This window comes from Mesorhizobium sp. M6A.T.Ce.TU.002.03.1.1, from assembly GCF_003997275.1.
GTDB classification, from domain to species: Bacteria; Pseudomonadota; Alphaproteobacteria; order Rhizobiales; family Rhizobiaceae; genus Mesorhizobium; species Mesorhizobium mediterraneum.
The window spans coordinates 1-12302 of sequence record NZ_RZTI01000156.1 but is presented as its reverse complement, the minus strand read 5'-3'; the positions used below and the strand labels follow the sequence as shown (position 1 = coordinate 12302).

Genomic DNA, 12302 nt, shown 5'->3' with positions numbered 1-12302 from the left:
TTTCCAGCCCATCGTCGATCTTAGGACCCGCCGCATCATCGGCTTCGAGACGCTGGCGCGCTGGACAGATGGTGATCTCGGCTCGGTCCCGGCGACGGTCTTCATCCCGATCGCCGAGGAGCGGGGCATCATCGGCCCGCTGTCGCAGCTTGTGCTGCGCAAGGCCGCCGAGGCGGCCAGGAGCTGGCCCAAGGATCTGTTCCTGTCCTTCAACTTGTCGCCGTCGCAGCTCGTCGACCAGAACACCGGGCTGCACATATTGGCGATCCTCGACCGCACCGGCTTCGACCCGCGCCGGCTGGAGATCGAGATCACCGAAACCGGCCTGATGAACGATCCGGCCTCGGCCGAAAAGATCGTCGAGAATCTGCGCCGCGTCGGCATCCGCGTCGCGCTCGATGATTTCGGCACCGGCCAGTCCTCGCTCGGGCGTCTGCGCGAATTTCATTTCGACAAGCTCAAGATCGACCGGGCCTTCGTCTCCTCCATTCTCGACGACCGCCCGTCCGAACACATCATCCGGGCGATCCTGGCCATGTGCGAGGGGCTCGGCATGGACGTGGTCACCGAAGGCATCGAGCAGGAAGCGCAGGCCGAGCGCCTTGTCCAGTTCGGCTGCGCCGGTGGGCAAGGGTTTCTGTTCGGCAGGCCGGTCGATGCCGACGCCACGCTCGGCTATCTCAGGGATAGCTTCCGCGGCGCCTTGCGCGTCAAGGCAATCTGACGACCGGCCACGTTGCCACTGCGGCGCAGCCTTCTTTTTGTCAGACATAAGCCGTAAGAATCCGTTTCTCGCCCTTGCTCCCTGGACCGGGCTGGCTAGGATGCGCGCCGGCCAGACCACAGCCCCGTGCGTCCGTTTGGGACGCGCCAAGGACGCTGCCGCACTTTGACTTGTGGAGAAAAAAAATGATGCCATCGGCGCGCTTTGCCGACCTTGAAGGCGCTTCGGTGCTGATCACCGGCGGCGGCTCCGGCATCGGCGCGGCGTTGACGGAGGGTTTTGCACGCCAGGGGGCGAAGGTCGCCTTCATCGACATCGCTGACGGCCCGAGCCTGGCGCTGGCCGACCGCATCGAGAAGGATCTCGGCCGGCGACCCCTCTATCTCAACACAGACATACGCGACATCGAGGCGCTGCGGGCTTCTGCCGCCAAGGCGGCAGAAGCGCATGGCGACGTCACCGTGCTGGTCAACAATGCAGCACTTGACGAACGCCACGCGGTGGAAGACGTCACGGTGGAATTCTGGGACAACAATCAGGCGATCAATCTGCGTCCGCATTTCTTCTCCGCCCAAGCGGTGGCGCCGGGCATGAAGCGGGCCGGCGGCGGCTCGATCATCAACTTCACGTCGACGTCGTTTCTCATCAACCACCCCGACATGCCGGCCTATACCGCGGCCAAGGCCGGCATCGTCGGCCTGACCAAGGGCCTTGCCGGCAAGCTTGGCGCCGACGGCATTCGCGTCAATGCGATCGCACCCGGCTGGGTGATCACGGAGCGGCAGAAGGAGCTCTGGGTCACCGAACAGGCGCTCGCCGCCCATGTCGCCAAGCAATGCATCAAGCAGGTAATGCAGCCGGATGACATCGTCGGCACGGTGCTGTTCCTGGCGTCGGACGCTTCGCGGATGCTGACCGCCCAGATGCTGATCGTCGACGGGGGCTTCCTGTGAACCCAGGATCCCCGAGCAAAGCACCCTCGGTCGCCGCCGTGGATTGGGGCACCACCCGTCTCAGGGTCTGGCTGGTCGATGAGGCCGGAAAAATCCTTGCCGAGCGCCGCGGCGACGACGGGCTGATCACTGCGCAAGCCACCGGCTTTTCGACCATCCTCGAAGGACATCTGGCGGCGATGGGCGCGCCGGAAGCGATGCCCGTCATTATCTGCGGCATGGCCGGCTCGCGCCAGGGCTGGCTCGAGGCGCCCTATGTCACCGTGCCGGCGCCGATCGGCGCCATTTTGGCCGGTGCGGCGCGCATTCCGGGCCAGCGCCGCGACATCCGCATCGTGCCGGGCCTTGCCCAGCGCCAGGCCGACGCGCCCGACGTCATGCGCGGCGAGGAAACGCAGCTTGCCGGCGCTGGTTTGCCGACAAAGGGTCGCCATCTCGTCTGCATGCCCGGCACCCATTCGAAATGGGTGCTGGTCGAGGACGGCGCCGTTACCGGTTTCGGCACGTGGCCGACCGGCGAGTTGTTTTCGGTGCTGGCGGCGCATTCGATCCTGCGCCATTCGCTGGGCGAGCAGCCCAAGCCGGTCGCATCAGGCAATGCGTTCTTTCGGCGCTGGTGCGAGCAAGCGCTGGCCGACGGCGGCGATGTCACGTCGAGACTGTTCTCGATCCGCGCGGCGGGCCTGCTGCAGGACCTGAAACCCGACGATGCCGCTGCTTGCCTGTCCGGCCTGCTGATCGGCGGCGAGATCGCTTCTGCCAGCCACCGCTATGGGAAAGGCGCTGCGTCGGTCGTGCTGATTGCTTCCGGCGCGCTCGGCGCGCTCTACACTGAGGCGCTCGGCCTTGCCGGACTTGCGGTTCGGACTGTCGACGCTGACGAGGCAGTGCGTGCCGGCTTGATCGAGGCCGCGCGCGAAAATGGCATGATTGCCGGAAGCGGAGTTGCAGCATGACCGAGACCGCACCGTTTCCGAAGCTCAGACGCGGCGTTGTCGCCATCCTGCGCGGCCTCAAGCCAGGCGAGGCGGTGGCCATTGGCCGGGTGATCTTCGAGGCCGGCATCGAAGCGATCGAAGTGCCGCTCAATTCGCCGGACCCTTTTGCCTCGATCGCGAATATCGTGCAGGCGCTGCCGGCGACGGCGCTGGTCGGTGCAGGAACCGTACTGACATCAGCCGATGTTGACGGATTGCACAAGGCGGGCGGGCGGCTGCTGGTCAGCCCCAACATCGATGCCGAGGTCATGGCCCGCGCGATGGATTACGGCATGGTGACGATGCCCGGCGTGTTCACGCCGACCGAAGCCTTCCAGGCGCTCCGGCTCGGCGCCTCGGCGCTGAAATTCTTCCCGGCCAGCGTGCTTGGGGCTGCCGGCATCGCGGCGATGCGCGCGGTTTTGCCGGCAGAGACGCTGGTCGGCGCGGTCGGCGGTGTTTCAGAGAAGGACTTTGCCGGCTACAAGGCGGCCGGCGTCAGCGTCTTCGGCCTTGGCTCCAGCCTGTTCAAGCCTGGCATGAGCGTCGAAGAGGTGGCCGCACGGGCGCGGGCTGCCACAGTAGCCTGGGATGCGGCGTTTGGAGCAGCAGGATGAGTGAAGCCAAAGTTTCGGTTTTTTCCGACCATGTCTGCCAGCTCGGCGAAGGCCCGAGCTATGATCCAGCCACCGACACGCTCTACTGGTTCGATATCGTCAACGGCCAGCTTCTGGAAAAACGCCTTTCCGGCGGCGCGGTCAAAATCCACGAGCTTGGCCAGATGGCCAGCGCGATAGCCATCATCGACGACAGCAGGCAGTTGATCGCCACCGAAACCGGCCTGCACGTCCGCGACGTGGCGACCGGCAAGCTGACGCTGCACACGACGATCGAGGCCGACAACCCGGTGACGCGCTCGAACGATTCGCGCGTCCACCCCTGCGGCGCCTTCTGGATCGGCACCATGGGCAAGGGCGAGGAAAAGGCCGCCGGCTCGATCTACTGGTTCTTCAAGGGGGAGTTGCGCCGGCTTTATTCGGACATCACCGTGTCGAACTCGATCTGTTTTTCCGAAGACGGAACGACCGCCTACTACACCGATACCAGCACCGGACTGCTGATGCGGGTCGGCTGCGATCCGGCAACCGGCCTGCCGTCCGGCGAGCCGAAGGTCTTCGTCGATCACCGCAAGGCCAAGGGCTATATCGATGGTTCGGTGCTCGATCGCGACGGTGTCCTATGGAACGCCTGCTGGGGCGGCAGCGTCATCGAAGCCTACGGACCCGACGGCAAGCTCATCCGGTCGGTCGCGATGCCGGTGACGCAGCCGTCTTGCCCGGCCTTTGTCGGCAGGAATGCCGACCGGCTGGCGGTGACGTCCGCCTGGTCGGGCAAGGATGAGAAACAGCGCCTGCTGGACCCGCAAGCCGGCATGACGTTTCTGCTCGATGTTCCGGTCAACGGCCGCTTCGAGCCGCGCGTGCTGATCGCCTAGGCGATGATCCCGAACCTTCGGTTCGGAAAGAACATGGTACCAAACGGGAAGATCGCACCAGCACTGTCGTGCAGGCGTCCGACTGACGTCGGTTTCCGCGAAAGCCTGATACATTCGCCGTGCGATGGTAGGCAATCGCGCTGCCAGGACCCGTTCATCCCCAGGACCCGCTCATCCCATGTCAAGCCGCAAGCCGAAGCTGATCCTTGTCTACGAGCCGGAAAAGGCCTGCTTCGACCGGCTGGTCGTCGAAGGCCATTTGCCGGCGCGTGCAGCCGAAATCGCCTCCTATCTGGCGCAGTCGACTGACATCGCCCCTGAGTTCGATGCACTAGCCGCAGCCTGTCTGACGCGCGGCCTGTCCTTCGCGCCGGTGGCGCTCGACGATGCCGCAAACGGGCTTGCCGGTGAGGACCCGGACACGACGCTGGTGTGGACGCTGACCGATGGCATCGCCTATTTCCGTGGCTGTGCAGCACCGGCTCTGGCAAGACTGAACGGCCTGAAGGTGCTCGGCGCCGATGATGCGCTGTTTGCGCTCTGCCAGGACAAATTCCGCTCCGGCGCCGTGCTCGGCGCGCTCGGCCTGCCGGTGCCGCGATCCGGCTTGGCCCGCGACGGCCGTTGGCTGGTCGAGCCGCCGGCTTCGCCAGCCGGCTGGTTCGTCAAGCCGAACCGGCTCGGCGCCAAGATCGGCATCTGGCCGGATTCACGCAGCAGTGATCTCGGCCACGCGCTGGAGCTTAGCCGGCGTGTGTTCGCCGCCTATCGCGACGATGTCGTCGTGCAGCCCTACGTCGCCGGGCGCAACGCGCGCGCTAGTTTTCTGGGCTTGAAGCCGAACACCGGCGTCGAGGCGCTCGGCGTCGCCTTTGTCGATTCGGGTAGTGATTTCCAGACCATGGCAGACAGCCTGGCGCTCTACGGCGACACCGGCGAGGCTGCCAGGGAGGCGGGGACATACGCCGAGCCCGACCTGCTGCCGGTCGCCGCCAGCCAGCCGCGAGCCGATGCAAGGATACGCCAAGTCGCGCAAAGGCTGATGATTGGGCTTGGCCTGCGGGACGTCTTTTCGATCGATCTTCGGATCGAGGCCGACGACACGGTCCATCTCATAGAGTTTGAAGTGTGTCCCGGCCTGCCCTGCTTCGATTTCCGCGCGTATTGCCGCACGGAATGGGAGATGGGCCTCGCCGATGCGATGGCCGAGACCGCGGCGAACCGTTTTTTTACCTCGCCAACGGGATGAGCAGCGCACGCGTACGCGGCAGCCGCTGGGACCCAGGATCGTATCTCGACAAATGGCTTGCGTTCCGGCACCTCACTTAATAGGGTGTTAAGTGAAGGAGGCACTCGGTGAAAATCGACCCTGCGACATCCCCGGACGTGGCGGCGCTGCCAGCGGCGGACGCGGACAAGACGAAGCATGTCGGTGGGCGGATCAAGGCCATTCGCACGGCCCGACGCATTTCGCTTCGCCAACTGGCCGACATGATCGGCACGACGGCGAGCTTCATCAGCCAGCTCGAGCGCAATCTGAGCGGAGCCAGCGCCAGCACCCTGATGCGGATCGCGGCTGCCTTGGACCTCGGCATCAACGACTTGTTCGAGCAGACCGACGGTGGGTTCCACAAGGTGCTCACCAGAGCCGACCGCCCCCTGCTGCCGATCAGCCACGGTTGTCGAAAGACGTTGCTGTCGCGGCGGCCGATCCATGAATTCGAGGTTTACTCGGGGGATTTCGACGTCGGCGGCTCGACCGGCAACGACGCTTACACGCATGGCGGCAAGCACGAGATGTTCGTCGTCCTGAAGGGGACAGTCGAGCTGACGCTGGCGGACGAGCGCTTCACCATGAACGAGGGCGACAGCATCGAGTACGCAACCTCGACGCCGCATCGCACGGTGAACATCGGCAAGACGCCGGCGCAGGTGCTCTGGATCATCGCGCCCCCGACCAGCGGCGCGGCGGAACTCAATCAATACACGCCCGGACAAGGCTCGCAACCGGGCGGACAGAAGTAATGCGGGTGCACGTAAATGGGAGATAAAACATGAAGACCAAGATCGGACAGGTGACCGCGCTCGGGCTGCTGATGATCGCGACCGCAGCGCTTGCACAGAGCAAGCCCGTGGCAGGCGAGGTGGCCGAGGGCTCGCTGAAGGACAAGACGCTTACCTTCGTCTCGTATGGAGGCATTTATCAGGATGGCCAGATCGCCGCGCTAAAAGAGTTCGTCGACAAGTCCGGTGTGACGCTGCTCAGCGATGGGCCGACCGAAATCTCGAAACTGCAGGCGCAGGTCGAGTCCGGCAATGTGACCTGGGACGTCGTCGACACCGGCGATTTCCCGCCCTACGTCTATTGCGGCAAGCTGTTCCAGAAGCTGGACTTCTCGAAGATCGATACGTCCAACATTCCACAGGGCCAGATCAGTGATTGCAGTGTGCCGGCCATGAACTATGGCGTGGTGCTGATGTACAACACCGAAAAGTACAAGGATAATCCGCCTAGGAGCTGGAAGGATTTCTTCGATATCGAGAAGTTCCCGGGCTCGCGCGCTCTGGAAGGCAGCGGCGATCTGTCCGGCGGCATGATCGAGCAGGCGCTGCTCGCAGCCGGCGGGTCGGTGGAAAACATGACGGTGGCCGACATCGACAAGGCTATCGAGAAGGTGAAGTCGCTCGGTCCGGACACGATCTTCTGGAAGACCGGCGCCGATTCCCAGCAGCTCGCCGAATCCGGTGAAGCCGACATGATCGCGATGTGGACCGGACGTGCCATGACCGCGGTGAAGAACGGCGCGGCGTACACGCCGGCGTGGCAGGACTGGCTGGTTGTGATGGACCAGATGACCATTCCGATGGGCGTCAAGGATCCCGACGCAGCACATGCGCTGATCAACGCCTATGTCGGCAAGAGCGCGCAGGAGACGCTTGCAAAAACCACCTCGTATACCCCGATCCACAAGGACGCGAAGCCCGAAGTGGACGAGGTCACCGCGGCGTTCATGACCAATACGCCGGACAAGCTGAAGCTTGGCTATCAGCAGAACATCAAGTTCTGGGTGGAGAACTTCGAGGTGGCGAACGAAAAGTGGAACGCGTTGATGGCGGGCAACTAGGTCCGCCGCAGTGGCAACGATAACAACCGACAGCCGGAACACTGGTCCGGCTGTCGCAGCAGACGACCGCCGGCGCTGGTTTCGTGGACAGGCTTTCTGGCTCGTCGCGCCGGCGCTGCTGCTGCTCGTCGTCTGCCTGGGCCTGCCGCTCGCCATCGTGACCTTGCGTAGCTTTTCCGAGCCGCAATGGGGATGGCAGAACTATGCCTGGTTTTTCGGCACACCGGTCAACCTGACCGTGCTTCAGCGGACCTTCGCGATCTCCGCCTGGGTGACGCTGGTATGTCTCATTGCCGGCTATCCCTATGCCTATGTGATGACTGCGGTCGGGCCCAAGATGCGGCTCGTCCTCATCCTGTGCGTTCTGGTGCCGTTCTGGGTGAGCGGTGTGGTGCGCACCTTGGCATGGGTCATCCTTCTGCAGGATTCCGGCGTGATCAACTCCGTCATACGGGCAGTCGGCCTTAGTCCGGTCAAGCTGATCCGCACGCAGACAGGCGTGGTGATCGGCATGGCGCAGGTGCTGTTGCCGTTCATGATCCTGCCGCTCTATTCGGTAATGAAGACGATTGACCTGCGGCTCATGCAGGCGGCACGAAGCCTCGGCGCAAGCCCGGCGCGCGCCTTTGCCCAGGTCTATCTGCCGCTCTCGCTTCCGGGCGTCTACGCGGGCGCCATCATCGTGTTCATTCTTGCGCTCGGGTTCTACATAACCCCCGCGCTGCTCGGCGGTCCGCGTTCGACCATGCTCTCGACCCTGATCCAGAACCAAGTGCTCAGCCTGCTCAACTGGGGTCGCGGCGGTGCGATGGGTGTGGTGTTGTTGATCGCGACCTTCGTCCTGCTCGCGCTTGCAGCACCGCTGTCGCGCCAACCGCACAAGACGGGCTCGACACGCTGATGAAACAGCCCGGTCGAATCCTGCTCGGTCTGTTCTGCCTGCTGGTCGCGGTCTGGCTGGTCGCACCGACAATCGTCGTCGTGCCGATGTCGTTCAACGACAAGAAGTCGCTGGCCTTTCCGCCATCCGGCTTTTCCTGGCAGTGGTACCAGAACTTCTTCACCAACCCCGAATGGTCGGCGAGCCTGGTCGGCTCGCTCAAGGTTGCCGTCGTCACTGCGGTGTTCGCCACCGTCATCGGCACGCTGGCGGCATTCGGCCTCGATCGCATGAAAAGCCGCGTCAGCGGCGTGCTGCGTGCACTGCTGATCACGCCGATGGTCGTGCCGGGGGTGGTGCTCGCCGTCGGAATCTATGCGGTCTATCTCGATACGCGGCTGGTCGGCACCATGACCGGCTTCGTGCTGGCCCACACGATGCTCGCCGTTCCTTTCGTCATCATCGCCGTCTCCGCCAGCCTTGAAGTCTTCGACAAACGGCTGGAGACGGCTGCGGCCAGCCTCGGCGCGACCCGGCTGATGGCATTCAGGACGGTGACGTTGCCGCTGATCGCGCCGGGCATCCTGTCGGGGCTGCTGTTTGCGTTCGTAACCTCGTTCGACGAGATCATCGTCGCGCTGTTCATCACCAGCCCTTATCTGAAGACACTGCCGGTCCAGATCTTCTCCAGCATTACCCGGGATGCCGACCCCACCGTTGCGGCGGTGGGCACGTTGCTCTTCATCGTGACGTCGCTGGTGATCGGGGCGGGGCTGCTGATCGGTTCGAGACAGGGAAAACGTTGACATGGCCTCACCATCGACCCGCGGCGCAGCCATCGATCTCAAATCCGTCAGCAAACAGTATGGCAGCTTCATTGCTCTCGATAAGGTTTCGCTGCGCATCGAGCCGGGGGAGTTCATGACGCTGCTCGGACCCAGCGGTTCGGGCAAGACGACCACGCTCAACGTCATCGCCGGCTTCACCGAGGTCAGCTCGGGTTCGCTTGATGTCGGCGGCAAGAGCGTCATCGGCGTACCGGCGCACAAACGCAACATCGGCGTGGTTTTCCAGCACTATGCGTTGTTTCCGCACATGACGGTGAGCAGGAACGTCGCATACCCACTGACCTTGCGCGGCATCGCCAATCCCGATCGTGAGGCGCGGGTGCGCAAGGCGCTGGACATGGTGAAGATGGCGGATTTCGGCCACCGCTTCCCCAGCGAGCTTTCCGGCGGGCAGCAGCAGCGCGTCGCGCTGGCGCGCGCCATCGTATTCGACCCGCCGCTGCTCCTGATGGACGAGCCGCTCGGCGCGCTCGACAAGAAGTTGCGTGAATGGCTGCAGCTCGAGATCAAACGGATCCACCGGGAGTTGGGCACCACCTTCGTTTACGTCACGCACGACCAAGAGGAGGCCCTGGTCCTCTCGGACCGCATCGCCGTGTTCAACCAAGGACGCATCGAGCAGATCGGCACCGGTCGCCAGCTGTACGACGAGCCCGAGACCTTGTTCGTCGGAAAGTTCGTCGGCGACTCGACGATACTGCGTGGCGCGGCCTCCACCTCCGGGAACGAGACCGCCATCGAGATAGAAGGGCGGAAAGTGGCCGCCGCCAAACGCCTTCCCGATGGCGCCAAGCCGGTGATGCTGCTGCGACCGGAGAAGCTGAGCCTCGCCAGACGGGGCAAGGGCGGACAGGATCGAAACACCCTGCCCGGGCGCATCGGCGAAGCCATCTATCTCGGATCGGGCTCCAAATACGAAGTCGTGCTGGCGGACACCTCCAAGGCGATCGTGCGCTCGACGCTGGATGCCGAGACCTTCGCCATCGGCGACGAGGTCGACCTCATATTCGCGGGCAGCGACGTGAAGCTGTTAGCGGACGACGAAAAGGCCGATTTCACGCTGACCTGAATCCTACCTGGGAAAATCGCGACAATGGACGTGAAGAAGAACGGCGACGTTTCATTCTGGTATGCCGACATCGGCGGGGTGCCCGGCTACCGGCCGCCGCTGCAGGGCGATATCGTGGCCGACGTTTGCATCGTCGGGGCCGGCTACACCGGCCTTTGGACCGCCTATTACCTGAAGCAGGCAGCGCCGCACCTCAACATCGTCATCGTCGAGAAGGAGTTCGCCGGCTTCGGTGCTTCGGGACGCAATGGCGGCTGGCTGTCCGGCGGCTTCTCATGGTCGCGCGAAAAATATGAGGAGGCATCGTCGCGCTCCGGGGTCATCGCCATGCAGGCGGCGATGATGGGCACGGTGAACGAGGTCATATCGGTCGCGGAGACCGAAGGCATCGACGCCGATATTCGCCGTACCGATGAACTGCTTGTCGCAACCAACGAGGGGCAGGAGCAGCGCGCCAAGGCGATGTATGCCCATGCCAGATCCTGGGAGCTGACCGACGACCGCGTCGGGTACATCGATGCAGCAGAGATGCGCCGGCGCATAGCGGTGCACAACGCGCGCGGCGCCTTCGTCATCAAGAAAGTTGCGCGGGTTCAGCCTGCAAAGCTGGTGCAGGGGCTCACCAGGGCAGTGGAGCGCCTCGGTGTCCGGATTTGTGAACAGACGACCGTGCTGTCGATCGAAAAAGGCAAGGTTGCAACCAACCGGGGCGTGGTGCGTGCCGAAAAGATCGTGCGGGCAACCGAGGGTTTTACCGCAGGCATCGCCGGCCACGAGAGACTTTGGTTGGCGCTCAACAGCGCCATCGTTGTGACCGAGCCGTTGTCCGAAAAACTGTGGAGCGAAATCGGCTGGGACGGCTACGAGGTGCTCGGCGACGCTGCGCACACCTACTGCTATGCGCAACGCACCCGGGAAGGGCGCATTGCCATGGGCGGGCGCGGGGTGCCTTATCGTTTCGGCTCCAAGACCGACATTCGCGGCGTCACCCAACAGGCGACGATCGATAAGCTGCACAAGATCCTGACGACGCTTTTGCCGCAGACCAAGGGGCTAAAGCTCGACCATGCGTGGTGTGGAACGCTGGGCGTGCCGCGCGACTGGTGCACGACGGTGGGCTTTGACAAGCAGACCGGAATAGGCTGGGCCGGTGGCTATGTCGGCCTCGGCGTTTCCACCTCGAACCTCTCGGGACGCACATTGAGGGATCTGCTGCTGGGCAACGACACCGAGCTGACGCGGCTTCCCTGGGTCAATCGAACCGTGCGCAAATGGGAACCGGAGCCGCTGCGCTGGCTGGGCGTCCATTCCATGTATCAGCTCTATCGGATTGCCGACGAGCGGGAAGCAAAGGGGCTGCCGCGCACATCGCGGCTGGCCGCCCTGGCCGATCGCATCACCGGGCACTGAACCGCATTACCTCGAGGACTTAAGAAAATGATCGACTTCAAGACCTTCGCCCACCTTGCGCAGATCGACCTCGGTGAGCCTCAGCCGAAACCCACCTCGGTGGAAGGCGATCAGCTGGAAGCAGCCAACACGCTCTGGACTTCGGATGATGGCAAGATCGAAGTTGGTGTCTGGGAATGTTCGCAGGGCCGGTTCACCGCGCGCCGAGACACGAATTCCGAGATTTGCCACATCGTCTCCGGCCGCGTGACGCTGCATGGTCCCGATGGCGCGGCCAAAGGTGTCGGACCCGGCGAATTGCTTGTCCTGCCGCTTGGCTGGCAGGGCGAATGGACCATCCACGAGAAAACGCGCAAGCTTTACATCCTGCATTCGGTCTGACCGCCGCAGGCGGCTGAACTAAACCCCTTCGACCAGCACGATCTCGCCGTCGGCCACTTTCTGGCGGATCGCCACGGCGCGCTGATACTCCGGCGAGTGGTAGCAATCATGCGCCGCAGCCAATGACGGAAACTCGATGATCACGTTGCGGTCGCGGCCCGGCCCCTCGGCCTTTTCGTGCGCGCCACCACGCGCGAGAAATTTCGCGCCGAAACGATCGAAGGCCGGTTTGGCGGCAGCAACATAGTCCTTGTAGCCTTCCGCATCACGCACATCGACGCGGGCGATCCAGTATCCCTTGGGCATGCTCTTTTTCTCCGAAATCTAAGCGTTAAGCCGAGCGCATTTCGTCAAGGATCGCTTCCGCGACCGCCCGCCTGTCGGTCGCGCCGACGATCGGCCGGCCGACGACGAGATGGCTGGAGCCGTTGCTGATCGCC

Annotated in this window: 14 protein-coding genes and 1 pseudogene; 13 read left to right on the top strand and 2 right to left on the bottom strand. The window is 63.8% G+C overall.

All coding sequences use genetic code 11. The annotated features are described in order from the left end of the window. From EOC93_RS29375 to EOC93_RS29315, 13 genes are all read left to right on the top strand, one after another. Positions 1 to 724: EAL domain-containing protein (locus EOC93_RS29375; RefSeq protein WP_164759320.1), on the top strand; the 724-nt coding region annotated here is incomplete at its 5' end. Between the two features lie 185 nt (positions 725 to 909). Next, complete coding sequence (locus tag EOC93_RS29370; RefSeq protein WP_095484670.1) at positions 910 to 1677, top strand: SDR family oxidoreductase; 768 nt, start codon at positions 910 to 912, stop codon at positions 1675 to 1677. After that, a complete protein-coding gene (locus tag EOC93_RS29365) occupies positions 1674 to 2633 on the top strand; it encodes a 2-dehydro-3-deoxygalactonokinase (protein ID WP_095484669.1) in 960 nt (319 codons plus the stop codon). The genes EOC93_RS29370 and EOC93_RS29365 overlap by 4 nt, the downstream gene beginning before the upstream one ends. Further along, the gene (locus EOC93_RS29360) at positions 2630 to 3271 is read left to right on the top strand and encodes a 2-dehydro-3-deoxy-6-phosphogalactonate aldolase (RefSeq protein ID WP_127206357.1); all 642 of its coding nucleotides are present in this window, start codon (positions 2630 to 2632) and stop codon (positions 3269 to 3271) included. Before EOC93_RS29365 ends, EOC93_RS29360 begins: the two co-directional genes overlap by 4 nt. After that, positions 3268 to 4149 carry an SMP-30/gluconolactonase/LRE family protein gene (locus EOC93_RS29355; protein WP_127206356.1) on the top strand — a complete coding sequence of 294 codons (882 nt, stop codon included), beginning with the start codon at positions 3268 to 3270 and terminating at the stop codon, positions 4147 to 4149. Before EOC93_RS29360 ends, EOC93_RS29355 begins: the two co-directional genes overlap by 4 nt. 178 nt (positions 4150 to 4327) lie before the next feature. Beyond that, a complete protein-coding gene (locus EOC93_RS29350; RefSeq protein ID WP_127206355.1) occupies positions 4328 to 5398 on the top strand; it encodes a D-alanine:D-lactate ligase-like protein in 1071 nt (356 codons plus the stop codon). 107 nt (positions 5399 to 5505) lie between these two features. Further along, positions 5506 to 6174 carry an XRE family transcriptional regulator gene (locus tag EOC93_RS29345; protein WP_127206354.1) on the top strand — a complete coding sequence of 223 codons (669 nt, stop codon included), beginning with the start codon at positions 5506 to 5508 and terminating at the stop codon, positions 6172 to 6174. Between the two features lie 29 nt (positions 6175 to 6203). Further along, the gene (locus EOC93_RS29340) at positions 6204 to 7274 is read left to right on the top strand and encodes an extracellular solute-binding protein (protein ID WP_127206353.1); all 1071 of its coding nucleotides are present in this window, start codon (positions 6204 to 6206) and stop codon (positions 7272 to 7274) included. Between the two features lie 10 nt (positions 7275 to 7284). Next, positions 7285 to 8175 (top strand): ABC transporter permease, encoded by an 891-nt coding sequence (locus EOC93_RS29335; RefSeq protein ID WP_127206352.1) that lies wholly within the window; start codon positions 7285 to 7287, stop codon positions 8173 to 8175. Continuing rightward, positions 8175 to 8960 carry an ABC transporter permease gene (locus EOC93_RS29330; RefSeq protein ID WP_127206351.1) on the top strand — a complete coding sequence of 262 codons (786 nt, stop codon included), beginning with the start codon at positions 8175 to 8177 and terminating at the stop codon, positions 8958 to 8960. The genes EOC93_RS29335 and EOC93_RS29330 overlap by 1 nt, the downstream gene beginning before the upstream one ends. Before the next feature lies 1 nt (position 8961). Beyond that, a complete protein-coding gene (locus EOC93_RS29325) occupies positions 8962 to 10071 on the top strand; it encodes an ABC transporter ATP-binding protein (RefSeq protein ID WP_126104155.1) in 1110 nt (369 codons plus the stop codon). A 24-nt stretch (positions 10072 to 10095) separates the two neighbouring features. Continuing rightward, positions 10096 to 11481 carry an FAD-binding oxidoreductase gene (locus EOC93_RS29320; protein ID WP_127206350.1) on the top strand — a complete coding sequence of 462 codons (1386 nt, stop codon included), beginning with the start codon at positions 10096 to 10098 and terminating at the stop codon, positions 11479 to 11481. A 27-nt stretch (positions 11482 to 11508) separates the two neighbouring features. Continuing rightward, complete coding sequence (locus EOC93_RS29315) at positions 11509 to 11862, top strand: cupin domain-containing protein (RefSeq protein WP_127206349.1); 354 nt, start codon at positions 11509 to 11511, stop codon at positions 11860 to 11862. 18 nt (positions 11863 to 11880) lie between these two features. On the opposite strand, the gene EOC93_RS29310 is transcribed toward EOC93_RS29315, so the two are convergent. Together EOC93_RS29310 and EOC93_RS29305 are read right to left on the bottom strand one after the other, a co-directional pair. Then, entirely contained in the window at positions 11881 to 12168 is a 288-nt protein-coding gene (locus tag EOC93_RS29310; protein WP_127206348.1) for a DUF1330 domain-containing protein, read from the bottom strand. A gap of 25 nt (positions 12169 to 12193) precedes the next feature. Continuing rightward, a pseudogene (locus EOC93_RS29305) lies at positions 12194 to 12302 on the bottom strand (orotidine-5'-phosphate decarboxylase); the annotation flags it as partial.

Excerpts from the sequence above, each read along its gene's own strand:
- EOC93_RS29350 (WP_127206355.1), top strand. The coding sequence starts at position 4,328 with ATGTCAAGCCGCAAGCCGAAGCTGATCCTTGTCTACGAGCCGGAAAAG.
- EOC93_RS29340 (WP_127206353.1), top strand. The coding sequence starts at position 6,204 with ATGAAGACCAAGATCGGACAGGTGACCGCGCTCGGGCTGCTGATGATC.
- EOC93_RS29320 (WP_127206350.1), top strand. The coding sequence starts at position 10,096 with ATGGACGTGAAGAAGAACGGCGACGTTTCATTCTGGTATGCCGACATC.
- EOC93_RS29355 (WP_127206356.1), top strand. The coding sequence starts at position 3,268 with ATGAGTGAAGCCAAAGTTTCGGTTTTTTCCGACCATGTCTGCCAGCTC.
- EOC93_RS29310 (WP_127206348.1), bottom strand. The coding sequence starts at position 12,168 with ATGCCCAAGGGATACTGGATCGCCCGCGTCGATGTGCGTGATGCGGAA.
- EOC93_RS29360 (WP_127206357.1), top strand. The coding sequence starts at position 2,630 with ATGACCGAGACCGCACCGTTTCCGAAGCTCAGACGCGGCGTTGTCGCC.
- EOC93_RS29325 (WP_126104155.1), top strand. The coding sequence starts at position 8,962 with ATGGCCTCACCATCGACCCGCGGCGCAGCCATCGATCTCAAATCCGTC.
- EOC93_RS29315 (WP_127206349.1), top strand. The coding sequence starts at position 11,509 with ATGATCGACTTCAAGACCTTCGCCCACCTTGCGCAGATCGACCTCGGT.
- EOC93_RS29330 (WP_127206351.1), top strand. The coding sequence starts at position 8,175 with ATGAAACAGCCCGGTCGAATCCTGCTCGGTCTGTTCTGCCTGCTGGTC.
- EOC93_RS29370 (WP_095484670.1), top strand. The coding sequence starts at position 910 with ATGATGCCATCGGCGCGCTTTGCCGACCTTGAAGGCGCTTCGGTGCTG.